Origin of the sequence: Tsukamurella hominis (assembly GCF_965137015.1) — a bacterium.
GTDB classification, from domain to species: Bacteria; Actinomycetota; Actinomycetes; order Mycobacteriales; family Mycobacteriaceae; genus Tsukamurella; species Tsukamurella hominis.
Window position 1 is genome coordinate 417,379 of the sequence record NZ_CBCRZG010000001.1, and the last position, 25,094, is coordinate 442,472.

A 25,094-nucleotide genomic window follows, 5' to 3' on the forward strand; every position below is an offset into this window, starting at 1 on the left:
GATCGTCCGTCGTGAGCAGTGTGTTGATCGTCGACGACCAGCGGCTCATCCGCGATGGGCTGAAGATGCTGCTCACCGCCGCGCCGGACTTCACCGTCGCGGGGGAGGCGACCAACGGCGACGAGGCCGTCCGCGCCTACCTCGAGCTCGGGCCCGACGTCGTGCTCATGGACCTGCGGATGCCCGGCGCCGACGGGGTTCACGGCATCGAGCGGATCATCGCCGCGGACCCGTCCGCGCGGATCGTCGTGCTCACCACCTTCGACGACGACGAGCACATGTACCCCGCTCTCGCCGCGGGCGCCGTGGGCTTCCTGGTCAAGGACATCGCCCCCGAGGCGCTGCTCGACGGCCTGCGGCGCGCGCTGGGCGGGGAGGTGCCGATGTCGCCCGGCCCCGCGCGCCGGGTGCTCGACGAGGCCCTGCGCGCCCGGTCCGCCGCCCCGGCGCCGGCGGCCGAGGAGCCCGCGGTGCCGCTCACCGACCGCGAGCGCGACGTCCTCACGCTCGTCGCCGAGGGCTTGGCGAACGCGGCCATCGCGGCCCGGCTGCACGTCGCCGAGTCGACCGTGAAGGCGCACATCGCGAACCTGCGGCAGAAGACGGGCGCCGGGTCGCGGGTCGAGCTGGCGCGCTTCGCGTCCCGGTAGCGGCTCCGCCCGCTAGGACGCGCGGACCGGTACCGACAGCGCGACCACCCAGTGATCGCCGTCGGGGCCCGCCGTGACGGCCCCGCCGGCGAGCTCCGCGCGTTCGGCCATCCCGGTCAGGCCGTACCCGTGGCCGCGGTGCCCGTGCGCGGGGAGCGGGCTCGCCACCCGGGCCTCCCAGGCGCCGGCGGAGCGCCCCACGTCGACGGTGACCGCCGCGCCGCGGGGCGCGTGCTTCATGACGTTCGTCAGCGCCTCCTGCACGACCCGCACCAGGGTCAGGGCGTCGATCGCGGCGGGGCCGGCTTCGCCCAGGTCGATGCGCGCGCGGACGTCGAAGCCCGCGTCGACGGTGCGCTCCACCGCCCGCCGCAGCTCGGCGTCGGTGTCGTCGATCGTCCGGTCCTGCACGGGTTCCCGTGCCCGCATCGCGGCGAGCAGCCGCCGGATGTCGGCGAGGGAGTCCGTCGCCGTGCCGTGGATGTCCGCGAGCACCTCGTCGAGGCCGGGATCGATGCCGGCGTAGACGGTGCGCGCGACGCCGACGCGCAGCGAGATCGCCGACATGTGGTGGGCCATCAGGTCGTGCAGCTCGCGGGCGAGGGCGGCGCGCTCGTCGCGGCGGGCCTGGAGCGCCTCCTCCGCGAGCGCGCGCCGCTCGCGTTCCGCCTGCGCGAACCGCTCCCGCATGTACAGCCCGCCCACGACGGGGAGCCCGACGAAGCTGAGCGTCTCGGCGAGCACCCGGATCAGCGTGTGCTGCTCGTTGTCGAACAGGGATCCGGTGATGTAGCAGGCCGCCCACACGAGCGTCGCCGTGACCACCTGCCACCGCGGCCGCTGCGAGGCCGCGAGCTCGGCGAGGGCGAGCGCGGCGAGGTAGGGGACGAGGCCTGCCGGCCCCCAGGCCTCCGCGGAGAGGAGGCCGCCGCACAGCACGGACAGGGCGAGCGAGACGGCGAACGGCGCGCGGCCCCCGAGGGCGAACAGGGCGGCGGCGAGCATCGATCCGGCGATGTAGGCGGGCGAGGCGTGGAAGCGTCCGGGGTACACGCTCACCGCGAGCAGCACGGGCACCACCACGAGGGGACCGACCCGGACCCCGACGGTCCATCTGGTGCGCGACATGGCAGCACCGTACGGCACCGCGGGGCCGCGGGAGAAGCCGTGACCTGCGCACATAGCGTCGGGTCAGGGGATTGTCAACCCCCTCCCGGCCAGTCCCGGACCCGGTTTCCGTGTCCGAAGGGCGGAGTCGCGCGCGGGCGCCGCCGACGACGCTGGAGAACATGATCACCGATACCGCCGCGCGGCCACGAACCGTCGCAGGCACGAACCGCCGCCGCTTCCTCACCGCCCTGATCGCCGCCCCGCTCGCGGGTGCCGCGGTCGCCGGATGCCGTGCGACGGCGGCACCGTCGGGCCCCGGCGCGCCGGTCCTGCCGGGCGGCCGCAGGGCCCTGCCGATCCCTCCGCTCGCGCGGTCCGTCGTGGGCGCCGACGGCGTGCGCCGGTTCGACCTCGTCACGCAGGCCCGATCGACGGAGATCGTCGCCGGCCGGCGCAGCGCGACGTGGGGATTCAACGGCGACATCCTCGGCCCCACGCTGCGCGCCCGGGACGGCGAGAAGGTCGCGGTGACGGTGCGGAACGGTCTCGCGGAGGCGACCAGCGTGCATTGGCACGGCATGCACGTCCCGGCCCGTGCCGACGGCGGCCCGCACCAGATGGTCGAGCCGGGCGCCACGTGGAAGGCGGAATGGACGGTGCGGCAGCGCGCCTCGACGCTCTGGTACCACCCGCATCCGCACGGCGTGACCGAGAAGCACGTCTACCGCGGGCTGTCCGGCTTCTTCCTCGTCGACGACGACGCGCAGGACGCGCTGGGCCTGCCGTCCGAGTACGGCGTCGACGACGTCCCCGTCGTCGTCCAGGACCGGAAGTTCACGCCCGCGGGCGAACTGGACGAGACGGCACCGGGCGAGACCGGGCTCATCGGCCCGACCGTGATCACCAACGGCATCGCCGGAGCGAGCCTCGTGGCGCGCCGCGACCGGATGCGGCTGCGCCTGCTCAACGGCGCGTCCGCGCGCTGCTTCGAGTTCGGCTTCGCCGACGGCCGCCGGTTCGAGATGATCGCCTCCGACGGTGGGCTGCTCGCCGCGCCGGTGTCCCTCGATCGCCTCATGCTCAGCCCGGGTGAGCGGGCCGAGATCGTGGTCCGCGTCGCCGCCGGCGAGCGCACGATGCTGCGCTCCTATCCGATCACGCAGCGCGGCAGGATCTCCGGCGAGACGGCGCGGGAGTACGGGCAGGAGGACACTCTGGACGTGCTCGAGCTGGTCGGGGCCGAGACCCTCGCCGCCGGGGCCGGCGCCGTGCCCCGCGACCTCGGCGCCATCGCGCCGCTCGCCGCGGGCGCGACGGCACCGTCGCCGGCGGCGAGGGCCTTCGACCTGCAGTGGTACATGATCAACGGCGAGCGGATGGACATGAGCCGCATCGACCTCGCGCCCGTCGTCGACACGACCGAGGTGTGGACGGTGCGCAACAAGGACAACTGGCCGCACAACTTCCACATCCACGACGTGCAGTTCCAGGTCGCCTCGTTCAACGGGAAGACCCCGCCCGCGCACCTGCGCGGCTGGAAGGACACCGTCTACCTCGCGCCCGGCGACAGCTGCGCCCTCGCGATGCGCTTCACCGACTACACCGACCTGACGATGCCGTACATGTACCACTGCCACCTGCTCTACCACGAGGACCGCGGCATGATGGGCCAGTTCGTGGTGGCGGGGAAGGGGCAGACTGCGCCCACCCGGCTGGAGATGCCCGGGATGCCGGGGATGTCCATGCCCTCGTCGTCCGGGGCCTCCGCGCCCGCGGGGTCGCACGGCGGGCATTGACCGCGGCGGGCGACGGGATTCCGGTGTAACGATCGCAAGGGCGGGGCCGACGTCACGTCTGAAGAACCTTCGCGCCGCAACGCCCTGTGGCCCGGACGAATCGGAGGACGCTCATGCTGAAGAAGACGCTCGTCACGGGTATCGCCACCGCGGGCCTGGTCGCCGGTATCGGCGCCGTGCCTGCGCAGGCCGCGCCGCTGGCCGTGCCGCAGGTACCGCTGGCCGCCACCCAGGTCGCGGGCCTTGGCATCCCGCAGCCGTTCACCACCCGGATCGGGGCCGATACCACCGGCCGGCCGGGCGAGGTGCGACTCGCCGCGCACAGCTCGGTCGGCTACAACTCGTACATGTCGCTGGTGCGCATCGATTTTCGCAACCTGCGGACCGGCGCGCGGGGATCGGTCACGGTGAAGCCGTTCGCTCTCGGTCAGGTGCCGAACACGGCCGTGGCGAACACGGGTACCGGCCGGGTCGCCTACACCGCACGCTTCGTCAGCTCCGGCACCGTGGCGGTCGTGCTGGCACCCACGCCGGGTAGCGGTTCCTTCGACGTTCGCTGACCCACACCCTCTGCAGTGCCGGTCGCGCGCGAGTCGCGGTGCTCGGTCTAGTTTCGTCGTATGACGGAACGCAGGGGAACCGTGCCCGTGGCGGCGACGGCCGGCCTGTTCGTCGCGTGGGCGATCCACGACGCGGAGGAGTGGTTCACGATCGGCCCCTGGGCGCGCGAGCGCGGGCTGCCGGTCTCGGACGGTCTGGCGCGCACGGCGATCGGTGCGATGGGCGTGGCGGTCGGCGCCGCCGCCCTCGACGGCGCCCGCACGGGCGGGCGATCGGCCTGGTACCAGGCCGCGCTGCTGGCCTACGGCCTGCACGGCGTCTCCCACCTGGCGATGGCGGCACGGTGCGGCGGCTACGCGCCCGGCGTCGCCACGACGCCGATCGCGGTGCTGCCCTTCTGGCTGTGGGCGTCGTCGCGGCTCGCGCGGGAGGGCGTGCGGCGGCCCGCGGCCGGACTGCTGCCCGGCGCGGCGGCCATGCTCGCCGGTGGGCTCGCCGGGTCCTTCGGCCTGGCCGCCCTGGTGCAGCGCGGCGTGCACGGTCGCGCGACATGACGTCCGGCGGTGACGGCGCAGCCCCGCGCCTTGCGCTGGCGTCGGCCTCCGGCCGCTGGCTGATCGCCGCCGCGGCCCTCGGCTCGGGCGTCGCCTTCCTCGACGGCTCGGTCGTCAACGTCGCGCTGCCGGCGATCGGACGGGACCTCGGTGGCGGGCTGTCGATGCTGCAGTGGGTGCTCGACGGGTACCTGCTCACCCTCAGCGCCCTGCTGCTGCTCGGGGGCGCGCTCGGCGACCGGTACGACCGGCGCCTCGTCTTCCTGATCGGTCTGGTGGTCTTCACCGTGGCCTCCGTCGGGTGCGGCCTCGCCCCCACCGGGGAGGTGCTGATCGTGGCGCGCATCGTGCAGGGCATCGGCGGCGCGCTGCTGGTGCCCAGCAGTCTCGCCATGATCGAGACGGTCATCCGGGCGGAGGACCGCGGCCGCGCGATCGGGCTCTGGGCCGGGCTCAGCGGCGTCTCGTCCGCGATCGGGCCCTTCGTCGGCGGGTGGCTGGTCGACGCCGCCTCCTGGCGGTGGGTCTTCCTCATCAACGTCCCGCTGGCGGCGGTCGCCCTGGTGCTCACGATCCGGCACGTCCCGCGGATCCGGGACGCGCGCGTGCGGGGGCCGCTCGACGTGGCCGGCGCGGCCGCCGTGACGATCGGCCTGGGCGGGGTGACCTTCGCGCTCATCGAGGCGCCGGTCCAGGGCTGGACGCCCACCGTCGTGGGGGCGCTCGTCGTCGGGGCGCTCGCCATCGCGGTGTTCCCGTTCATCGAGCACCGCGCCGCGGATCCCCTCGTCCCGCTGCGGCTGTTCCGCTCGCCGCAGTTCAGCGGGACGAACATCGTCACGCTCGCGGTGTACACCGGGCTCGGCGGGGCGCTGTTCCTGCTGTCGCTGCACCTGCAGGCGAACCTCGGCTACAGCGCGCTGCAGGCCGGCCTCGCGTTCGTCCCCTTCACGGCGATCATGCTGGTCCTGTCCGGCCGGATGGGTGCGCTCGCGCAGCGGACCGGGCCCCGCGCTCTGATGACGGCGGGGCCTCTGGTCGCCGGGCTCGGCCTAGCGCTCCTGGTCCGCGTCATGCCCGGCGCGACCTACTGGGGCGGGGTGCTCCCCGGCATCCTCGTCTTCGGGCTGGGCATGGCCATGACGGTCGCGCCGCTCACGGCGACGGTGCTCGCCGCGGTGCCGGCGGAATACGTCGGCGCGGCGTCGGGGGCGAACAACGCGATCTCGCGGTTCGCGAGCCTGCTCGCGGTGGCGGTCCTCCCGCTCGCGGTGGGGATCACCGATCCGAACGGGCCGTCACTCGAGAGCGGCTTCGGCCGGGCGATGCTCGTCTCGGCGGCGCTGTGCGTGATCGGCGGCGCGGTCGCCTTCGCGACCGTGCGGAACCCTGCGGATCATGCCCGCGCGTAATCGGCACCGTCGGAGACGAACTCGGGATGACCGTAGGTGGCGAGGCGCCGCCGCACGAGCGCGGTGAGATACCGGTCGATCCCGTCCCGCAGGAACGGGACCTTCACGCCGCGCTCGCACACGAGGAGGCGCCCAGCGAGGAACGGGTAGGTGAGTGCGACGATGCCGACGTCGACCGCCGAGAAGTCGACGCCCAGGCGCGCCGCCTCGGACGGCTTGAAGTCGCAGAAGGCGATCGCGAAGGCGGTCTTGCTCCAGGCCTTCTCCACCCGTTCCGCGGCCCGGTCGAACGGGGTGCGCCCCGGCCGGAGGTAGGCCTCCATCGACGATCGGACGAGGGCGCCGCAGGTCTTGTCGTCGAAGTCGTCGCGCAGCAGGGCGGCCCGGCCGTTGAAGACGGCGACGATGCCCTCGGGGGTGGTCGGCAGCAGCTCCTCCGGGAGCCCGAGGAGGAAGCAGCGGTAGCGGTTGAACTCGACGATCGCGCGCTCGCCGGGGCCGAAGCCGCGCTTCGCGCGGAGCGCCTTGATCGCGATGAGATAGCTGCCGACGGTGCCCGCCGGCATCTGGTCCACCTGCGGGATGGGGATGCCGTACACCTCGCGGTCCCAGGCGCCCGGCCTGGTCAGCGCGTGGAAGCGCACCATCGAATGCATGAGGCGCACCATCGCGGCGGCCTCGAAACCCTCGCGGTGCCGTTCCAGAGCGCCGGGCAGCGTGGTGACGGCGAAGAAGTTCGCGGTCTCGTTGATCCGGCGCGCCGCGCGGGTGCCGGAGAGTGCGCCGGTCAGGGCCATCGGCAGCGCGGCGTAGGTGTTGAGGAAGGTGGCGAGGAAGACCCCGCGGGTGATGAACGGCGCCGTGAGGGCGGAGCCGATGCGCGCGAGGCGCGCGCCGTCCTCGACGAGGTCCATGTCGACCCAGGAGGGGGTGTCCTCCATCGCGGCGAGGAAGGCGCGCAGCTCCTCCGGCGCGTCCGGCACGGCGTCGATCCCCTCACGGCAGGCGCGGCGCAGCATCGCCACCAGTGTCTTCGTGCCGTAGCGCGGCTCGAGCGAGGCGTACGGATCCGCGACCACGTCGCCGAGGAGCGTGGTGGTCGCGATGAGTTCGACGGTCCGCTCGTCGTCGAGCGTTCGCGCGCGGCGCCCCAGCCGCGGGCGCAGGGTGGACCGGACCTCGGGGTCCGCGGTGTGCCGGTAGGGCGCCTCGGTGAAGTCGATCGTGCCGTACAGGCCGGGCTGCAGGGCCGCCTGGGAACGCACCCGCTCATCGAGTCCGGGGTAGTGCCGCATGGGAACGCTCCTTAACTTTCATTCCGTAAGTACGACCATGACAGGGTGTAAGTTACCCTGTCAAGGGAATGACGCGAACTCGTATGAGCGCCACCGAGCGGCGCGAGCAGATCCTCGACGTGGCGCACGGCATCGTCGCCGCGGAGGGCTTCCACGCGGCCACGCCCAAGCGCATCGCCGACGACGCCGGCGTGACGCGGACGGTGCTCTACCAGCAGTTCGGTGATCTCGCGGGGCTCTTCGTCGCCCTCATCGACCGCGAGGCCGACCGGATCGGCGCGCAGTACCTCGAGGCCGTGGCGGAGGTGGCGCCGGACTCGGGGAACGATCCCTTCGTCTCCGCCTTCGAAGGGGCGGTCCGCGCCATCGACGGGAACCCGACCGGGTGGCGGCTCTTTCTGCTGCCGCCCGAGGGGGCGCCGCCCGCCCTGCATGAGCGCCTCGCCGAATCGCGGGACGCCGTGGTCGCGTTCATGGAGCTGAGCCTGCGGAACACCTTCCCGGGCATCGAGGATCCCGAATACCTGGCGCGCGTGGTGCACGCGACCGCGTGCGAGCTGTTGTGCCTGCACCTGACGGATCCGGAGAACGCCACCGTCGAGCGGCTCACCAGCCTCATCCGCCGTCTCCGCACCTTCGCGCCGCCGCCCGCGTAGCGGGCGTCCGGCTACTCCGGCAGGAGCCGGGCGAGCAGGCGGCGGAGCGTGGCCGCCTCCTCGTCGGACAGCCGTGCGCTGAGGAGCTCGTCCTCCGCGGCGCGGATCCGCTGCTGAGCCAGGCTCTGCACCGCCGCGCCCTCGGCGGTCGCGGTCACGGTGCGGCGGCGCGCGTCATCCGCCTGTTCCCGCGCGACGAGGCCGCGCGACTCGAGGTCGCCCAGGTGCTTCCCGAGGCGGGTGGTGTCGCGCCCTGTCCGCCGTGACAGCTCGACCTGGGAGACCGCGCCGCCCCGGAGCAGTGTGGTGAGGATGGCGTACTCCCACATGGATACCCCGGTGTCGCGCAGGATCGGCTCCTCCAGTGCCAGCAGGCGGTGCCCGAGGACGCCGACCGCTTCGGCGAGGTCGGGGCCGGGGGTGGGGTCGTCTGTGACCACGATTCCTCCATTTCCTCTACCGTGGTGCATGAATATCGTCTACCGTGGTGCACGGTAGAGCCGTGCCGTCGATACTCGAACCTACGTGGAGGCCTCATGGACACAGCGGACCTGGACCGTGCCGCGCGGGAGTACGTCGCCGTCCTCTCGGAGGCCGCGGCGGCGGACCTCGAGGCACCCGCCGGGAATCGCACCGTCGGCGGGCTGACCGACGACCTGATCGGCCGGATCGCGCAGCTCGCCACCGCCCTCGGCGCGGGCCCGTCGCCGTCGCCCGACGGCGCGGTCGGAGCGGCGTCCGGCGGCGCGGGACCGCCCGACCTCTACGGCACGGGCTTCGAGCGACCCTTCCGTCGCGCGGTCCTGCGGCTCGACAGCGCCGCCCACGGCGCACCGTCGGACCCGCGCGCCGCGGCGGACCTCGCGGCCCTGACCCGGGACATCGCCGCCGGCGCGCAGGCCCTCGGACGGGCACTCGGCATCGCCTGAGCGGGCCCGACCGAACCGGACATCGGCGCGGGCGGGTCGGATACGGTGAGCGAATGTCTTCGAACATCGAATCTCCCGCGGCGCCGCCCCAGCCGAAGGACGCGGCCACCGTCGTTCTCGTCCGCGACGGAGCGGACGGGATCGAGGTCTTCCTGCAGCGCCGCGTGCAGCAAATGGCCTTCGCCGGCGGGATGACGGTCTTCCCCGGCGGGGGCGTGGACCCGCGGGACGGCGAGGCCGACCTCGCCTGGCAGGGCCCGGCCGCCCCGTGGTGGGCCGAGCGCTTCGGCGCCACCGAGCGCGACGCCCGCCAGCTGGTGTGCGCCGCCGTGCGCGAGACCTTCGAGGAGTGCGGCGTCCTCCTCGTCTCCGCGGCCGACGGCGGCGCGCCCGACGTGGCGGCCCTCGCGCCCGCCCGCGCCCGGCTCGAGGCCAAAGAACTCTCGCTCGCGCAGTTCCTCCGCGACGAGGAGCTCGTGCTGCGCGCCGACCTGCTGCGGCCGTTCGCGCACTGGATCACGCCGAAGAACGAGAAGCGCCGCTACGACACCCGCTTCTTCCTCGCGGCCCTGCCCGCCGGCCAGCGCGCCGACGACCGCACCAGCGAGGTCGAGGAGGCCGGCTGGCGGACCGCCGCGCAGGCCCTCGCGGACTGGTCCGCCGGTCGCTGTTTCCTGCTGCCGCCCACCTGGTCCCAGCTGCGGGCCGTGGCCGAGCACCGCACCGTCGCCGAGCTGCTCGCGGAGGAGCGCGTGATCGAGCCGGTCGAGCCCGAGCTGCCGCTCGGCGGCGCGATCGACTCCCTGCAGTTCGCGGAGGCCGCGGAGTACGTCGCGTCGATGCCGGCGAACATCCCGCGCCCCACGCTCTGACGGCGGCGCCCGGCACCGGCGCGTAGCCCGCTATTCACCCGCGTTCTCACAGGATTCACCGACCCGCTCGGTCGCGGTTCACCGGCAGGTCGCCTGACCGGCCCACTGTGAGGTCATGAGTACACCGGGAACACTGCTCACCGGCCGGACCCCCGCACGCGAGATCCTGATCCACGGCGCCGAGTACGAGGTGGTGCTCACCACCCGCGCCGACGACGTCGACACGGTGCAGCGGCTGCGCTACGAGGTCTTCGGCTCGGAGCCGGGCTTCGAGGCCTCGATGGCCGGCGTCGTCGACGGCCGCGACGCCGACCGCTTCGACGAGTTCTGCGACCACCTCGTGATCCGCCACAAGCCCAGCGACGCGATCGTCGGCTGCTACCGGATCCTTCCGCCGCCCGGCGCGATCGCCGCCGGCGGGCTGTACCTGGCCACCGAGTTCGAGCTCGGCGCCCTCGACCACATCCGCCCGGAGACGCTGGAGATGGGGCGCGCCTGCGTCCGCGCCGACCACCGCACCGGCGGCGTCCTGTGTCTCATGTGGGCCGGCCTGCTCGCCTACAGCGACCTGCGCGGCATCCGCTACGCGATGGGCGCGGTCAGCGTCCCGATGCAGTACGAGGGCTACGGCCGCGGCGCGACGGTCCGCGCGGTCCGCGAGCTGGTCGACGCCAAGCATCGCGCCCAGTGGGTCGTCACCCCGCGTACCCCGGTCGAGGAGATCACCGCGGAGCCCGCCTCCCGCCGGACCTTCCCGCCGCTCGTCACCGGCTACCTGCGGATGAACGCGGAGATCCTCGGCGCCCCGAGCTTCGACCCGGTCTTCGACGTCGCCGACTTCCCGATGATCATCGACCGCACCCGGTTCAACGTGCGGTACCTCGAACGCCTGCAGCAGGCGGCGGGAAGCCTCTAGCGATGATTCCCGTCGCGGAACTGACCCGGCACCCCTGGCAGCAGACGTCTCCGTGCGACGGGGCCTGCTCCGCCGGGGAGCCGCAAGAAACCGCGGCCTGGCTGCGGGCCGTGCGCTGGGCCGCGCTCGTCGCGGTGATGGTGGCCGGCCTGCTCGCGCTGGCGCTCGCGTACCCCTGCGGCGCCACCGCCCGCCGCGTCGTCATTCGCGGCGGAGCGCGGGCGATGTTGTTCTCGCTCGGCATGCGCGTCGAGCCCGTGGGCAACGTGCCGCTGCGCTCCCTCGTGGTCGCCAACCACCAGTCGCTGCTCGACATCGTCGCCATCGCCTCCATCGCGCCCGCCGCGTTCGTCGCCAAGGCCGACATCTTCGACGTCCGGCCGATCGCGGCCCTGATGCGCGCCTTCGGCGCGATCCCGCTGCGGCGCGAGCGACTGCGGGAGCTACCGGCCACCGTCGATCACGTCGCGGACCTGCTCCGACGGGGCGGGACCGTCGCCCTCTTCCCGGAGGGCACCACCTACTGCGGGGCCCACCGCGGTGAGTTCCGGCCGGCCTTCTTCCAGGCGGCGATCGACGCCCGCGCCGACGTGGTGCCGGTCTCGCTGCGCTACTCGATGCGGCTGCCAGGTCCCGCGCGCGGCGCGCGGCAGAGCACGGTCGCGGCCTACGTGGGGTCCGACACCGAGATCGGCACGCTCTCCCGCGTGATCGCGGCGCGCGGCGTCGCGGTGCGGGTGCACGCGACCGAGGTGATCGACGCCGGTCAGTGGGTGCCCGCGGGCCGCGGGGCGCTCGCGGCGCGGGCCGAGGCGGCCGTCTTCGCCGACGCCGAGTTCTCTAACGCCGCCGCGCCGCTGCCGCTCGCGGCCTGAGCGCGGAGAGGTGGAGGACCGCCGATATCGGTGGCGCCGTCGTCGCGCGTATTCTTGGGACGCGATGACTCCCGACCGCGAGAACCCCGTCTACCTCGACCACGCCGCGGACACCCCGATGGTGCCCGAGGCGTTGGCGGCGATGGCGCAGGCCGCGGCCCGGCCGGGCAACGCCTCCTCGCAGCACGGCTCCGGCCGCCGGGCCCGCCGCATCCTCGAGGAATCGCGCGAGTCCATCGCTCGAGACCTGGGCGCCCGCCCCTCCGAGGTGATCTTCACCGGCGGCGGCACCGAGGCCGTGAACCTCGCCGTCAAGGGCCTGTACTGGGCCCGTCGCGCCGAGAACCCCGCCGCGGTCACCGTGATCGCCTCCGCGATCGAGCACCACGCCGTGCTCGACGCGATCGAGTGGCTCGGTAAGCACGAAGGCGCCGTGGTGCGCCTGCTGCCCGTCGACCACCGCGGGCTGGTCGACCCCGCGGACCTGCGCGCCGCGCTCGACGAGGCTGCCGGCACCGTCGCGCTGGTCAGCGTCATGTGGGCCAACAACGAGGTCGGCACGCTGCAACCGATCGCCGAGCTGGCCGCCGAGTGCGCCCGCGACGGCGTCCCGATGCACTCCGACGCCACTCAGGCCACGGGACACGTGCCCATCGACTTCGACGCCAGCGGTCTCGCCGTGCTCACCAACGCCGCGCACAAGTTCGGCGGCCCCCAGGGCGTGGGCACCATGCTCATCGGCCGCAGCGTGGTCCTCGTGCCGCTGGCCCACGGCGGCGGCCACGAGCGCGACCTGCGCTCCGGCACGCCGAACGTCGCCGGCGCCGCCGGCATGGCGGCCGCGCTCAGGGTCGCGATCGGCCGGATGGACGAGGAGTCGCCGCGTCGCGCCGCGTTGCGCGATCGCCTCATCGCGGGCGTCCGCGGATTCGAGGGCGCCGTCATCAACGGCGGTGCCGCGCACGGGATCCCCGCGCTGCCGGGCATCGCCCACGTCTCCTTCGCCGGCTGTGAGGGCGACTCCCTACTCATGCTGCTCGACGCCCGCGGGATCGAGTGCGCCACGGGTTCCGCGTGCAGCGCGGGTGTCGCGCGCGTCAGCCACGTCCTCGAGGCCATGGGCGCCGATCCCGGCGTCGCGCGGGGCTCGCTGCGCTTCTCCTTCGGCCCCGAGAACACGGAGACCGATGTCGACGCGGTGCTCGACCTGCTCGGCCAGGTCGTCGACCGCGCCCGCGCCGCCGGGCTCAGCTTCACGGGGGCCAGCTGATGCGCGTGCTGGCCGCGATGAGCGGCGGCGTGGATTCCGCCGTCGCCGCGGCGCGGGCCGTCGAGGCCGGTCACGACGTGGTCGGCGTGCATCTCGCGCTGTCGGAGGCGCCGGGCACCCTGCGCACCGGCTCGCGGGGCTGCTGCTCCAAGGAGGACGCGGGCGACGCCCGCCGCGCCGCCGACGTGCTGGGCATCCCGTTCTACGTGTGGGACTTCGCCGACCGCTTCCGCGAGGACGTGATCGACGACTTCGTCGCCGCCTACGCCGCGGGAGAGACCCCGAACCCGTGCCTGCGCTGCAACGAGAAGATCAAGTTCTCCGCGCTCGCGGAGCGGGCCTACGCGCTGGGCTTCGACGCCGTCGCCACGGGCCACTACGCGCGCCTGTCCGGCGGCGAGCTGCGCCGCGCCGTGGACGCCGACAAGGACCAGTCCTACGTGCTCGCGGTGCTCACCGCCGAGCAGCTCTCCCGCGCGCTGTTCCCGGTCGGCGACACCCCGAAGCCGCTGATCCGCGAGGAGGCCGCCCGCCGCGGCCTCGCCCTGGCGGACAAGCCCGACAGCCACGACATCTGCTTCATCCCGTCCGGTGACACCCAGGCCTTCCTCGGCGCCCGCATCGGCGTGCGGCCCGGCGCCGTCGTCGACGGCGAGACCGGCGAGCGCCTCGGCGAGCACGCCGGCGTCCACGAGTTCACCATCGGCCAGCGCAAGGGCCTCGGCCTGCCCGGCCCCGCCCGCGACGGCGAGCCCCGTTACGTCACGGCGATCGACGCCACCACCGGCGACGTCACCGTGGGGCGCGGAGAGCGCCTCGACGTCACGCGCATCGTCGCCGACGGTGCCGTGTGGACGTCCGGGAGCGCACCGTCGGGTCCCGTCGAGGCGATGGTGCAGGTCCGCGCGCACGGCGGGCTCGCCCCGGTCACGGTGTCCGCCGACGGCGACCGGCTGGTCATGGACCTGGCGACGCCGCTGCGCGGCGTGGCCCCCGGGCAGGCCGCGGTGCTGTACGCGCCGGACGCCGAGCGCGGCGACCTGGTCCTCGGGTCGGGCACGATCCGCTCGACCGCGCACGACGCCGCGCATGTCTGATCCCCTCGCGCCGCTGGTCGGGGGAGTGACGGGGATCGGCTCGGTACCGGGCACCGACCCGCGCGAGGCGGCCGCCACCGTCGTGGGCGAGCTGGAGGTGCCCTTCCTGCCCGAACTACCGAACCGGGGGATCGGCGCCGACATGATCGGCCGCGGCGCCGGGCTCCTGGTCGACATCGGGTTCGACGTCTCCACCACCGGGTACCGGATCGGCGTCCCCGACGGGCGCGTCGCGCGGCTCACCGCCGACTACCTGGAGCGCGACTTGGACGCCCTCGAGGAGGCCTACGAGGTCGCGCGGCGGCGGGGTGGTGGCCTGGTCAAGACCCAGGTCGCGGGCCCGCTGACCCTCGCGGCCGGGCTGGAGCTGCCGAACGGGCACCGCGTGGCCCGGGACCGCGGGGCGATGCGCGACGTCGCCGCCTCCCTCGCGGAGGGCCTCGTCCGCCACGTCGCCGACCTGCGTCGGCGCCTCGGCGCCGACGTGGTGCTGCAGCTCGACGAGCCGTCGCTGTGGTCGGTCGTGCACGGGACGGTCCCCGCGCTCACCAAGCTCGATCCGGTGCGGGCCGTCCCCGCGCCCGAGGCGGCCGAGATCCTCGCGTCCGTCGTCGAAGCCGTCGATGCGCCCGTCCTTCTGCACCTCTGCGGCCGGATCGACTGGGACGTCGTGCGGCGCGTCCCCATCGACGGTGCGCTGCTCGACGCGACCCGCCTGACGGCGACCGACTACGAGGGCTTCGGCGAGCTCGCCGAGTCGCGCACGGTCGTGGGGCTCGGCCTCGCACCGGCGACACCGGCGCCGCGTCGTCGCTCGCCCGCCGACCTGGCCGCCCCGGCGATCCGCCTCTACGACGAGGTCGGCCTGCCGCGCCGCGATCTCACCCGCGCCACCGTCACCCCCGTGTGCGGTTCGCCCGGTTCGCCCGGAATTCGACCGATTCTCGACGCCTGCAAGGAGATTCGCGCCGTCTTGGCGGAGGCTTCGGCGGAGTAGCCCGCTACACTTCGGCGATGTTCCCGACCACCGGGGCAGTCGATGGTGCAGATACCGCCTGGCTGCTCGCCGCGTTCGCGCTCGTGCTGTTGATGACCCCGGGCCTCGCCCTGTTCTACGGCGGCATGGTCCGTAGCAAGAGCGTGCTCAACATGATGATGATGTGCCTCACCGCCATCCCGGTGGTGTGGCTGCTGTGGGTGGCCTTCGGCTACTCGATGACCTTCGGCCCCGACCGGGGCGGCGTCGTGGGCGACCCGACCACGTTCGCGGGCCTGCGCGGCCTGCTCGGTGCGTTCGGTGCCGACGGCTCGGACGCGGGCGCGGTGCCGCTGGTCGGGCAGGTTCCCGCGCTGCTGTTCGTCGCTTTTCAGGCGGGCTTCGCCATGGTCACCGTCGCCCTGATCGCCGGCGCGGTGGCCGACCGCATGCGGTTCGTCTCCTGGCTCGTCTTCGCCGCGCTGTGGGCGACGCTGGTCTACTTCCCGGTCGCGCACTGGGTGTTCTCCGTCCCCGGCCTCACGGCCGAGCACGGCGGCTGGATCGTCGAACACCTCAAGGCGATCGACTTCGCCGGCGGCACCGCGGTGGAGGTCAACTCCGGCGCCTCGGCGCTGGTCATGGCGCTCCTGCTGGGGCGCCGCGCGGGCTGGCCGCGGGATCCGATGCGACCCCACAACCTGCCCTTCGTCATGCTCGGGGCGGGTCTGCTGTGGTTCGGGTGGTTCGGCTTCAACGCCGGCTCGACGCTGGCGGCGAACGGCGCGGCGGCGCTGATCGTGGTGAACACCCTCGGGGCCGGCGCGGTGTCGATGGTGTCCTGGCTGGTGGTCGAGAAGGTGCGGCACGGCAAGCCGACGTCCTTCGGTGCCGCGTCCGGCGTGGTGGCCGGGCTGGTGGCGATCACGCCGTCATGCTCGGCGGTGACGCCGATCGGCGCGCTCGCGGTGGGCGCCGCGGCCGGGGCGATCAGCTCGTACGCGATCGAGCTGAAGTACCGCTGGCGCTACGACGACTCGCTCGACGTGGTGGGCGTGCACCTGGTCAGCGGCGTCGTCGGCATGCTCATGATCGGTCTGGTCGGCAGCGCCTCCGCCCCGGCCGGGCGCGACGGCCTGCTGTACGGCGGCGGCGTCGACCAGTTGTGGCGGCAGGCCGTCGCGGTGATCGCGGTCCTCGGCTACGCGATGGTGGTCACCCTCCTCATCGGACTGGCCCTCAAGGCGACCATCGGGCTCCGGGCCGACCCGCAGCACGAGGCCGACGGCCTCGACGACGGCCTGCACGCCGAGTCCGCCTACGACTTTTACGTGGTGCGCGGCGGGCGGCTCGAACCCGGACGCTGATGCTGCCGCAAAGGTATCGTGCCGCTATGACCGGATCGCACCGTTTCACCGCCCTCGTCGTTGCCCTGATCGCCGCGGGCGCGCTCGCCGGATGCTCCTCGAACTCGGGCTCGGACGCGGCCTCCACCCCTGCCCCCGCGTCCTCCTCCGCCTCGGTGCCCCCGCAGTCGGCCGCGGCGATCCCCGCGCACGTCCCCGGCACGTACGCGAACGGCGACTGGGTCGTCCGGCTCGCCGCCGACGGGACGTGGGAGGAGGACCTGCGCGGCCAGGTCAACGCCTACGGTGGGAACTACACGGTGAACGGGGATCAGGTGGTGCTCCGCGACCGCCGCGGGTCGAGCGAGACGGCCACGCTGCAGGGCGACGAGCTGCGCCTGCCCTCGATCACGCTCACGCGCCGGTAGGCGCGTTCCGCTCTCGGCGATCTTCCTCGACAGCCTGCCACGCCCTGAGTAATCATGTAATCATGTAATCAGGACCGACTGAGGAGGTCTCCCATGATGGCAGGACGAGGACCGCGCGGAGCGGTGCCGGACGCGAAGGACGCGGGCGAATGGTTCGCCGGACGACTCCCGGAGGGCTGGTTCGACGGTCCGCCGACCGTCACCGTCGACCGCGAGGAGATCGTCGTGGTCGGCGCGCTGCCGGCCGGCGGCGAGGACTCCACCGCGCAGCGGGAGGGCCGCGCCGCGCGGTTCCGCGAGGAGACGCGCGAGAAGCGGATGCGCATCGCCGACGAGGCGCAGGAGCGGTACCAGCGGCGCGTCTCCTGGGGCGTGGACACCGGATCCGAGACGATCCTCTACACCCACCAGGCGATCCCGGTGATGACGCGGCTGCGGCAGCCCGAGCGCCTGGTGCTGGACACGCTGGTCGATGCCGGGGTGGCGCGTTCGCGCGCCGACGCGCTGGCCTGGTGCGTGCGGCTCGTCGGCGAGCACACGGAGGACTGGCTCGGGCAGCTGCGGCAGGCCATGAAGGACGTCGACGACCTGCGGGAGCAGGGCCCGGGGCTCTGACCGGGGCTCAGTCCCCGTCGAGGGCGGCGATCGCGCGCTTCGGCGCGATCTGCCGGAAGCTCGCGTCGACGAGCTCGCGCACCTCGTCCCAGTCGACGGCACCGATCGTCAGGTCCACGCCGAGCCAGCCCGCGGACGCCATGTACGCGGGGAGGTAGAAGCGCTCGTCCTGTTCGAGCGCGGTGCGTTCGGCGGGATCGGCGATGAACAGCACACTGGTGTTGCGCTGCTCGTGCGGCCGCGTGGCGGTCTTCTTCGTGCCGCCGCCGTACACCGCGAACATCTTGCCGCACCGGAAGGTCGGGCGTCCGTGGGCGATCTTCTCGGTCGCCTCCGGGAACGCGAGCGCGATCTCCCGCACCCGGGCGAGCGCCGGATCGTCGTCGGAGAACATGATCGGATGGGGCATGCCGCCGAGCGTAGCGCTCGGCGGCATGCCCCATCCGCGTGTTCGGACCCGGTCAGGCCGCGTCGGTGGTCTCCAGGGTGTCGGTGTCGACGGTGTCCGCCTCCGCCGTCTCCGGCTCGACGGTGGCTTCCGCCGCCGTCGCGGGGGCCTCGGCGGCGGGCTCCGGGGACGTCTCCGTCTCCGGCGGCGTCGTGGATCCGGTCGACGGGGCGTCGGGAGCACCCGTCTCGGACGCCTCGGCGGCAGGGGTGACCGTCGGCCCGGACTCCGCCGATATGGCGGGATTTGCGGGCGCCCCGCCGGAGGTCACCACGGTCCCCGGGGCGTCGTCGGCCGGGGCTGCGAGCGCCGCGGCAGCGACCGGCGCCTCGGGTGCTGCGGGCTCTGCGGCGGCCGGCGTCCGGCCGCCGAGCGCCTGCTGCGCCAGCGGGATGAGCGTGCCGATCCGCTCGACGTCGTCCTTGATGGTCACGCTCTTGATCCAGCTGTCGAGGGCGGTGAACGGCGCGAGCGGCGTGATCGGGATGGTGCCGAGGCCGAAGGGGTTGGCCAGCTCGATCAGTCCGACGCGGGGGAGCAGGCTCGGCGCGGCACCATCGATCTTGGTGATCGTGGGCAGGCCGAGGTAGTTCGGCCGCACGGTGCCGTTGACCTCCGCGGACGGGAACACGGTGAGGCGGTAGCCCATCCAGTCCACGGTGATCGGCGAGCGCAGTCCGTAGTCGCTGGTGAGTAGGTAGCTGGTCGTCGTCGTCGAGCTGACGTCGACCCGCGGCTTGCCGTTCTCGTCCAGGACCGGGGCGCCGTTCTCGTCGACGACCGCGTGGGACGTCTCGGTGGTGCGCACGTCCTTGGTCAGCCGGAGGAAGTCGTTGGTCACCTTGAGGCGCTTCTCCTCGGAGAGGAGAGCGGCGATGGCGTCCTTGACGAACGGGTTCTCCATCAGGCCGGTGAGCTCGGTGAAGGGGACCTTGCTGAGATCGCCGCCGGCGACGGCGGTGAGCAGCTGGAGTACGCCGGGGGTGAGGACCTGGCTGAGCGCGTTGCCCTTGCCCAGGAACAGTGACGTCGGATCGGTGAGGCCCCACTGGGTCTGGCGGCTCTGGCCGTCCTTCGCGGTGCGGAGGTCCTTGTAGTAGTCGAACAGGCCCAGGGTGTTACTGCATTCGCCGAGCCCGGACGAGGAGGCGGACGTGCCCACGCCGAGGCAGCTGACCTCCTTCAGGTCCGGCAGCTTGAGCTTGTCGACGGTGTCCATCAACTCGTTGATCGTGGCGGCGTCGATGTTCAGCCCGGCGGGCAGCATATTGAGGTTCTTCGCGAAGGTGAGGACCCTTTCGATGACCTTCGAGTCCTGGATCTTGTCGAAGCTCAGCGGCGTGCCGAACCAGTCGAGGCCCACCTTGCTGGTGTTCATGTTGAGCGCCAGGGCCAGGCCGAGGTCGGCGTAGGCGTTCGAGGTCGCGTCGACGCCGTCGGCCCCGGCGAGCGCGAGGGCGAGCTTGTTCTTGGTCCGGGCCAGGGCAGTGCCGCCGTTCATGGCGAGTGCGAAGGTGAATCCGTCGCCGAGGATGGTCGACTTCCCGATGAGGTTCGGCAGGGCCGCGTCGATGATCGTGGGCTTCGTGTAGTCGTAGGTGACGCCGGTGAGCAGGCTAGCGATCTTCAATGCCTCGGTGCGCGCCGCCAGGTTCTTGTCCGTCCGGATGAAGATGCCCTGCATGACGACCGGCAGCGCGGCCGCGGCCTTGATCTGGTCCAGGGTCTGGTAGCGGCCCATGGCGAACGGGTCGATGTCACTCAGCCCTGCCAACCCCAGGCCGATCGCAGCGAGTCCGGTGGGTTTCGCCGCGAGCACGCTGAGGATCCCGAACGGGGTCTGTACGCCCATGGGCACGTAGAAGCCCAGCGCGCCGGCGCGAGGGCCGAGGTCGATCGTCACCTGATCGGCGATACTGGCGAGATCGATGCGTCCGGGGAGGATCATGGCGGCGCCGGTGCCGGTCGCGCCACCGCAGTCGACGTTCGCTCCGCCGCCGCCGGTGCCGAGGGCGCCGGTGCGGCAGGACTCGACGAGCTTGGCGACCGCCGGGTTGTCGAGCAGCCCCAGCACCTTCTGGAAGTCGATCCCGCTCAGATCGGGGTTCGACGGGTCGAGCTTGGTGATGTCGATGCCCAGGTCGCGCAGGCTCGTGCCGCCGATCGTGATGTCGAACGGCGCTCGGGTCTCCGCGGCGGACGCCGCAGGCGCTCCGACGGTGCCCACCAGTGATGCGGTCGCGGCGACGGCGACCACCCCGGTGCGCCAACCGGTCCGTCGGCGAATCATCCGATGACTAGCCACGCGGCGTGCGCGGCGGGCGGCCCGGTTCGGTTGCTGGGTCGGCGAAGCTGGTGAATTATCGATCATCATGTGGGCTTCCTCGTTCTTGAAACTACCCAGTTCGTTGGTGGCGACAACAGACGCTGTCAGTGGGGACGCTAACGCAAGGCGTGATCTGTGTCACGATTTCTCCCGATTGGCACTCTGGCGAGTCTGAACGTCGTCGTGGTGAATCCATCGGACTTCTGTGCACTCGCGGAGTGAAACATGTTCTAATTCGAGGATGCGGGAACACGGCGTACGCACGGGGATCGTTCAGTTCACCTCAGATCGGGGCCTGACGCCCCAGCGGCTCGCGCCGCTGATCGAGGCGGCCGGCTTCACGTCCTACTTCGTACCGGAGCACGGGCACATCCCCACCCGGCGCGATGCGGCGCACCCGGGCACGGGCACGGCCGAGCTCCCCGACGACCGCTACCTCCGCACCCTCGACCCGTGGACCACACTGGCGGCGGCCGCGGCGGTCACCGAGCGGATCGAGCTCGCGACGGCCGTCGCGCTTCCCGTGCAGGCCGATCCGATCACGCTCGCCAAGACGATCGCCACCGTCGACCACCTCTCGAACGGGAGGGTCTCGCTCGGCGTCGGCTTCGGCTGGAACCTCGACGAGCTCGCGGACCACGGCGTGCCCGCGGGCCGGCGCCGGACCATGCTCCGCGAGTACCTCGAGGCGATGCGTGCGCTGTGGCGCGACGAGGAGGCGGAGTACGACGGCGAGTTCGTCTCCTTCGGCCCCAGTTGGGCGTGGCCCAAGCCGACCGGATCGGTGCCCGTGCTCGTCGGTGCGGGAGCCACCGACAAGAACTTCACCTGGATCGCGAAGAACGCCGACGGCTGGATCACCACCCCGCAGGACCGGGGTATCACCGACGCCGCCCGCCGGCTCGCCGAGGTGTGGCGGGAGCACGGGCGCGACGGTGCGCCCCGCATCGTCGCGCTCGACGGCCGTCCCGACGGGGACCGGCTGGCCCGCTGGGGTGAGGCCGGAGTCACCGACGTGCTGTACCCCGCGGTCGACTCCGACGAGGCCGCCGCCGGCGAGTACCTCCGCCGCCTGGCCGACGCCGTCGGCGCAGCGGCCGGCTGACCGCGGCCGGCTGACGACGGGACCGGCGACCGGCGTGGAGCCGCGACGACTCGTCAGTGCCAGCGACTAATCTTCAGGGCATGTCGAAGGAGCTGACCGAGGACGACCGCCGCGCATGGCAGGAACTCGCGGAGGAGGTGCGCGGGCACCAGTTCCGGTATTACGTGCAGGACGCGCCCGTGCTGTCCGACGGGGAGTTCGACGCGCTGCTGCGCCGCCTGCAGGAGATGGAGTCGGCGTTCCCGGAGCTCGCCGTCGCGGACTCGCCCACCAAGCTGGTGGGCGGCGGCTTCTCCACGGAGTTCACCGCGGTCGACCACCTCGAGCGGATGATGAGCCTCGACAACGTCTTCGACGAGGGCGAGCTCCGCGACTGGATCGCCCGCGTGCAGAAGGACGTCGGCGGCGAGGTCGTCTTCCTCACCGAGCTGAAGATCGACGGCGTCGCCCTCAACCTGGTGTACGAGAACGGCTCCCTGGTGCGCGGGGCCACCCGTGGCGACGGCCGCACCGGCGAGGACGTCACGCTCAACGCGCGCACCCTGCGGGACGTGCCGCACGTGCTCACCCCGTCGGGCGAGTTCCCGATCCCCGAGGTGCTCGAGGTGCGCGGCGAGGTCTTCTTCCGCCTCGCCGATTTCGAGGAGCTCAACGCCGGTCTCGTCGCGGAGGGCAAGCCGCCCTTCGCCAATCCCCGTAACTCCGCCGCCGGGTCGCTGCGCCAGAAGAATCCGCAGATCACCTCGCGGCGCCGCCTCGGGATGATCTGCCACGGGCTCGGGCGGATCCAGGGGGAGTGGTCGCCGACCTCGCTGCACGACGCCTACCGCGCGCTCGCGGCCTGGGGCCTGCCCGTGTCGGCGCACACCAAGCAGGTGTCGGGAGCCGACGCAGTGGTGGAGCGCGTCTTCTACTGGGGCGAGCACCGGCACGACCCGGAGCACGAGATCGACGGCCTGGTGGTGAAGGTCGACGAGATCTCCGTGCAGCGCCGCCTCGGCGCCACCTCCCGCGCGCCGCGCTGGGCCATCGCCTACAAGTATCCGCCGGAGGAGGTGACGACCAAGCTGCTCGACGTCCGCGTGAACGTCGGGCGCACCGGACGGGTCACGCCGTACGCCTACATGGCGCCGGTCACCGTCGCCGGCTCGACGGTGGAATTCGCAACGCTGCACAACCCCTCCGAGGTGGAGCGCAAGGGCGTTCTCATCGGCGACACTGTCACGATCCGCAAGGCGGGTGACGTGATTCCCGAGGTCCTCGGCCCGGTCGTGGACCTGCGCGACGGCACGGAGCGGGCCTTCGTCATGCCCGTCACCTGCCCGGAGTGCGGGGCCACCCTCGCCCCGTCGAAGGAGGGCGACGCCGACATCCGGTGCCCCAACACGGAGACCTGCCCGGCCCAGCTCCGCGAACGGCTCTTCTACCTCGCCGGGCGCACGTGCTTCGACATCGAGGGGCTGGGCTACGAGGCCGCCTCCGCGCTCACCGCGTCGCCGGTGCTGCACAACGAGGGCGACGTCTTCGGGCTCACCGAGGAAGACCTGCTGCAGGTCCCGCTGTTCACCAACGACGGCGGCACCCTCTCGGCGAACGCGGTGCGCCTGCTCACCAATCTCGATGTGGCCAAGAACAAGCCGCTGTGGCGCGTCCTCGTGGGCCTGTCCATCCGACACGTGGGTCCGTCGGCCGCCCGGGCCCTCGCACAGGAGTTCGGCAGCCTCGACGCGATCGCGGAGGCCGACGTCGACCGGCTCGCCGAGGTCGACGGGGTGGGGCGCACGATCGCCGAGGCCGTGATCGACTGGTTCACCGTCGATTGGCATCGCGAGATCGTCGAGAAGTGGCGCGCCGCCGGCGTGCGCCTCGAGGACGAGCGGGACGAGTCGGTGCAGCGCACCCTCGAGGGCCTGTCCATCGTGGTCACGGGCTCGCTCCAGAACTACTCGCGAGACGAGGCCAAGGAGGCGATCCTGGTGCGCGGCGGCAAGGCCGCGGGCAGCGTCTCGAAGAAGACGGCCTTCGTCGTGATCGGCGACGCGCCCGGTTCCAAGGCCGACAAGGCGGAGCAACTGGGCGTCCAGATCCTCGACGAGGACGGCTTCACCACCCTCTTGACGGAGGGCCCGGACGCGGTGCGGCCACCGTCGGCCGAGGAGCCGGTCGCCGAGGAGCCGGTCGCCGAGGGGCCGGCGGCGGAGTGAGCGCCGGGGCATGAGCGCCTCGCCCGCGGTGGGCCGCGCCCTCGACATCCTGCTGCTCCTGGCCGGCAAGCCGGGGCCGGTGTCGGCGGCCGTCCTGGCGCGGGAGCTCGACCTGCCGCGGTCGTCGGTGTACCACATCCTCACGGTCCTGCAGGACCGCGGCTTCGTGGTGCATCTGCCCGAGCAACAGGGTTACGGACTGGGCGTCACCGCCTTCGAGATCGGCTCGGCCTACTTGCGGCACGCCCCGCTGGAGCGGCTCGCGCAGCCGATCCTGCACCGGCTGGCGATCCAGCTCGGGCAGGCCGTGCACCTCGGCGTACTGCACGGCAACGAGACCCTGTACCTGCTCAAGGAGCGGCCCTCCTCGGGTCCGGCGGCCGAAGTCTCACTCATCACCGACGTGGGTGTACGGCTCCCGGCGCACCTCACCGCCAACGGCCGAGCGATCCTCGCCGCGCTCCCGGACGCTCAGGTGGCGGCCCTGTACACGCGGTCGTCGGCGCTGGTCAGCCGCACCGGCCGTGGTCCGCGCACGCTTGCGGAGCTGCGCCGGCTCCTCGCGGACACGCGGGAGCGCGGCTGGTCCGATGAGGTGGAGGACGTGACGCCGGGGCTCCGGTCCGTGGGTGCCGCGGTCTTCGACCACAGCGGGCATCCCGTCGCGGCGCTCTCCACCACGTGGCGACGGCACCTCGCCCTCCCAGAGCCCGGCACCGTCGGGGAGGTCCTGCGGGAGGGCGCGGCCCGGCTGACGGCCAGGATCTCCGGGCGCGCGCCGGAGTAGTCGCGGCTACGCGTCGAAGACGCCCTCGAGCCGGTACCGGGTGCCGGGGTGCAGGAGTCGGGCGACCGAGACGACGCGGTCGCGGGACCAGGTGCGGCGGCGGATCATCAGGCCGGCCTCGTTCTCGCCGAGCTGCAACAGGCGGCCCTGCTCCGCGGTCGGCGTGACCGCCTCGACCACGTGCTCGCCGCGCATCAGCGGTGCGATCTCCATGAGGTAGTCGTGCGGGGTGCGGTGGGTGAAGTCCTGACTCAGGTAGTCGGGGGCCTCCGCGGCGACCACGAGCCGGTCCTCGAGCTGGATCGCGCGGTCGTCCTCGAAGTGCACCAGCACCGAGTGGAAGACCTCGGCGCCCTCGGGGACGTCGAGATCCGCGGCGCCGCGGGGGTCCGCGGATTCGGCTGTCAGGGTGAGGACATCGGCGCGGTGCCGGTGCCCGCGCGCCGCCACCTCGTCGGCGATCGAGTGCACCTCGAACAGCGCGGAACTGGCCTTCGGTTTCGCCACGAAGGAGCCGACGCCGGCGGTGCGCACCACGAGGCCCTCGGCGGTGAGCTCGCGCAGCGCGCGGTTCACCGTCATCCGGGACAGGCCGAGCGACGTGGCGAGCAGGGTCTCGGCGGGCAGTTGCTGGCCCTCTGTCCAGTGCCCGTTGGCGATCTGCTCCACGACGAGCTCCTTGAGGCGGCGGTACGCCGGCCCGGGGAGCCGCTGCGCACGATAGAGCGAAGCGACCTCCGTGTCCGCAATCGTCACCGTGGAACCTCCTCGGTGAGCACACTACCCGGCGGGCTTCCCCGCAGATGGTGTCTCGGATGCGAGACGCGACGGTGCCGTGCCTGGCCGCAGTGGGTGGATGCCGTGTG

Annotated in this window: 25 protein-coding genes; 19 read left to right on the forward strand and 6 right to left on the reverse strand. The window is 72.9% G+C overall.

Translation table 11 applies throughout. The features are described from left to right. Positions 1 to 11 precede the first annotated feature (11 nt). On the forward strand, positions 12 to 650 hold the full coding sequence (locus ACM9LD_RS02040) for a response regulator (RefSeq protein WP_415675129.1): 639 nt from the start codon (positions 12 to 14) through the stop codon (positions 648 to 650). A 12-nt stretch (positions 651 to 662) separates the two neighbouring features. Here ACM9LD_RS02040 and ACM9LD_RS02045 read toward each other — a convergent pair whose 3' ends face one another. After that, positions 663 to 1,778 (reverse strand): sensor histidine kinase, encoded by a 1,116-nt coding sequence (locus ACM9LD_RS02045; RefSeq protein ID WP_415675130.1) that lies wholly within the window; start codon positions 1,776 to 1,778, stop codon positions 663 to 665. 161 nt (positions 1,779 to 1,939) lie between these two features. On the opposite strand from ACM9LD_RS02045, the gene ACM9LD_RS02050 reads away from it, so the two are divergent. From ACM9LD_RS02050 to ACM9LD_RS02065, 4 genes are all read left to right on the forward strand, one after another. Continuing rightward, entirely contained in the window at positions 1,940 to 3,556 is a 1,617-nt protein-coding gene (locus ACM9LD_RS02050; RefSeq protein WP_415675131.1) for a multicopper oxidase family protein, read from the forward strand. Positions 3,557 to 3,669: 113 nt separating this feature from the next. Continuing rightward, complete coding sequence (locus ACM9LD_RS02055) at positions 3,670 to 4,116, forward strand: hypothetical protein (protein ID WP_415675132.1); 447 nt, start codon at positions 3,670 to 3,672, stop codon at positions 4,114 to 4,116. A gap of 60 nt (positions 4,117 to 4,176) precedes the next feature. Further along, positions 4,177 to 4,671 (forward strand): HXXEE domain-containing protein, encoded by a 495-nt coding sequence (locus ACM9LD_RS02060; RefSeq protein ID WP_415675133.1) that lies wholly within the window; start codon positions 4,177 to 4,179, stop codon positions 4,669 to 4,671. Then, entirely contained in the window at positions 4,668 to 6,083 is a 1,416-nt protein-coding gene (locus tag ACM9LD_RS02065) for an MFS transporter (protein WP_415675134.1), read from the forward strand. The genes ACM9LD_RS02060 and ACM9LD_RS02065 overlap by 4 nt, the downstream gene beginning before the upstream one ends. On the opposite strand, the gene ACM9LD_RS02070 is transcribed toward ACM9LD_RS02065, so the two are convergent. Beyond that, positions 6,068 to 7,378, reverse strand: coding sequence for an oxygenase MpaB family protein (locus ACM9LD_RS02070; RefSeq protein ID WP_415675135.1), 1,311 nt, complete (start codon positions 7,376 to 7,378; stop codon positions 6,068 to 6,070). The genes ACM9LD_RS02065 and ACM9LD_RS02070 overlap by 16 nt on opposite strands. 83 nt (positions 7,379 to 7,461) lie before the next feature. On the opposite strand from ACM9LD_RS02070, the gene ACM9LD_RS02075 reads away from it, so the two are divergent. Next, on the forward strand, positions 7,462 to 8,034 hold the full coding sequence (locus ACM9LD_RS02075; protein ID WP_415675136.1) for a TetR/AcrR family transcriptional regulator: 573 nt from the start codon (positions 7,462 to 7,464) through the stop codon (positions 8,032 to 8,034). Positions 8,035 to 8,045: 11 nt separating this feature from the next. Here the strand turns inward: ACM9LD_RS02075 and ACM9LD_RS02080 are convergent, their stop codons facing one another. Beyond that, on the reverse strand, positions 8,046 to 8,474 hold the full coding sequence (locus ACM9LD_RS02080) for a MarR family winged helix-turn-helix transcriptional regulator (protein WP_415675137.1): 429 nt from the start codon (positions 8,472 to 8,474) through the stop codon (positions 8,046 to 8,048). 96 nt (positions 8,475 to 8,570) lie between these two features. On the opposite strand from ACM9LD_RS02080, the gene ACM9LD_RS02085 reads away from it, so the two are divergent. The 10 genes from ACM9LD_RS02085 to ACM9LD_RS02130 all read left to right on the forward strand — a co-directional run bounded on the left by ACM9LD_RS02085 (position 8,571) and on the right by ACM9LD_RS02130 (position 17,358). Further along, positions 8,571 to 8,963 (forward strand): hypothetical protein, encoded by a 393-nt coding sequence (locus tag ACM9LD_RS02085; protein ID WP_415675138.1) that lies wholly within the window; start codon positions 8,571 to 8,573, stop codon positions 8,961 to 8,963. Positions 8,964 to 9,016: 53 nt separating this feature from the next. Next, entirely contained in the window at positions 9,017 to 9,835 is an 819-nt protein-coding gene (locus ACM9LD_RS02090; protein ID WP_415675139.1) for an NUDIX hydrolase, read from the forward strand. A 115-nt stretch (positions 9,836 to 9,950) separates the two neighbouring features. Beyond that, positions 9,951 to 10,751, forward strand: coding sequence for a GNAT family N-acetyltransferase (locus ACM9LD_RS02095; protein WP_415675140.1), 801 nt, complete (start codon positions 9,951 to 9,953; stop codon positions 10,749 to 10,751). 2 nt (positions 10,752 to 10,753) lie between these two features. Then, positions 10,754 to 11,626, forward strand: a complete 873-nt coding sequence (locus ACM9LD_RS02100; RefSeq protein ID WP_415675141.1) for a lysophospholipid acyltransferase family protein — start codon at positions 10,754 to 10,756, stop codon at positions 11,624 to 11,626. Between the two features lie 64 nt (positions 11,627 to 11,690). Next, positions 11,691 to 12,896: a cysteine desulfurase family protein gene (locus tag ACM9LD_RS02105; RefSeq protein ID WP_415675142.1), complete on the forward strand. Its 1,206-nt coding sequence runs from the start codon at positions 11,691 to 11,693 to the stop codon at positions 12,894 to 12,896. After that, positions 12,896 to 13,993 carry a tRNA 2-thiouridine(34) synthase MnmA gene (mnmA, locus tag ACM9LD_RS02110; RefSeq protein WP_415675143.1) on the forward strand — a complete coding sequence of 366 codons (1,098 nt, stop codon included), beginning with the start codon at positions 12,896 to 12,898 and terminating at the stop codon, positions 13,991 to 13,993. The genes ACM9LD_RS02105 and mnmA overlap by 1 nt, the downstream gene beginning before the upstream one ends. After that, positions 13,986 to 14,990, forward strand: a complete 1,005-nt coding sequence (locus tag ACM9LD_RS02115) for a uroporphyrinogen decarboxylase/cobalamine-independent methonine synthase family protein (protein ID WP_415675144.1) — start codon at positions 13,986 to 13,988, stop codon at positions 14,988 to 14,990. Before mnmA ends, ACM9LD_RS02115 begins: the two co-directional genes overlap by 8 nt. 17 nt (positions 14,991 to 15,007) lie before the next feature. Then, positions 15,008 to 16,336, forward strand: a complete 1,329-nt coding sequence (locus tag ACM9LD_RS02120; RefSeq protein ID WP_415675145.1) for an ammonium transporter — start codon at positions 15,008 to 15,010, stop codon at positions 16,334 to 16,336. A 26-nt stretch (positions 16,337 to 16,362) separates the two neighbouring features. After that, a complete protein-coding gene (locus ACM9LD_RS02125) occupies positions 16,363 to 16,743 on the forward strand; it encodes a hypothetical protein (protein ID WP_415675146.1) in 381 nt (126 codons plus the stop codon). 93 nt (positions 16,744 to 16,836) lie between these two features. Then, the gene (locus tag ACM9LD_RS02130; protein ID WP_415675147.1) at positions 16,837 to 17,358 is read left to right on the forward strand and encodes a hypothetical protein; all 522 of its coding nucleotides are present in this window, start codon (positions 16,837 to 16,839) and stop codon (positions 17,356 to 17,358) included. Positions 17,359 to 17,365: 7 nt separating this feature from the next. Here the strand turns inward: ACM9LD_RS02130 and ACM9LD_RS02135 are convergent, their stop codons facing one another. Together ACM9LD_RS02135 and ACM9LD_RS02140 are read right to left on the reverse strand one after the other, a co-directional pair. After that, on the reverse strand, positions 17,366 to 17,767 hold the full coding sequence (locus tag ACM9LD_RS02135; protein ID WP_415675148.1) for an MmcQ/YjbR family DNA-binding protein: 402 nt from the start codon (positions 17,765 to 17,767) through the stop codon (positions 17,366 to 17,368). 52 nt (positions 17,768 to 17,819) lie between these two features. Continuing rightward, positions 17,820 to 20,096 (reverse strand): hypothetical protein, encoded by a 2,277-nt coding sequence (locus ACM9LD_RS02140; protein ID WP_415675149.1) that lies wholly within the window; start codon positions 20,094 to 20,096, stop codon positions 17,820 to 17,822. 277 nt (positions 20,097 to 20,373) lie between these two features. Here ACM9LD_RS02140 and ACM9LD_RS02145 point away from each other — a divergent pair, with 277 nt between their 5' ends. The 3 genes from ACM9LD_RS02145 (at position 20,374) to ACM9LD_RS02155 (ending at position 24,228) form a co-directional block, all read left to right on the forward strand. Then, positions 20,374 to 21,237, forward strand: a complete 864-nt coding sequence (locus tag ACM9LD_RS02145) for a TIGR03619 family F420-dependent LLM class oxidoreductase (RefSeq protein ID WP_415675150.1) — start codon at positions 20,374 to 20,376, stop codon at positions 21,235 to 21,237. Between the two features lie 80 nt (positions 21,238 to 21,317). Next, positions 21,318 to 23,441: an NAD-dependent DNA ligase LigA gene (gene ligA, locus ACM9LD_RS02150; RefSeq protein ID WP_415675151.1), complete on the forward strand. Its 2,124-nt coding sequence runs from the start codon at positions 21,318 to 21,320 to the stop codon at positions 23,439 to 23,441. A gap of 10 nt (positions 23,442 to 23,451) precedes the next feature. Further along, entirely contained in the window at positions 23,452 to 24,228 is a 777-nt protein-coding gene (locus tag ACM9LD_RS02155) for an IclR family transcriptional regulator (protein WP_415675152.1), read from the forward strand. Positions 24,229 to 24,234: 6 nt separating this feature from the next. Here the strand turns inward: ACM9LD_RS02155 and hutC are convergent, their stop codons facing one another. After that, positions 24,235 to 24,984 (reverse strand): histidine utilization repressor, encoded by a 750-nt coding sequence (gene hutC / locus ACM9LD_RS02160; protein ID WP_415675153.1) that lies wholly within the window; start codon positions 24,982 to 24,984, stop codon positions 24,235 to 24,237. Between the last annotated feature and the right edge of the window lie 110 nt (positions 24,985 to 25,094).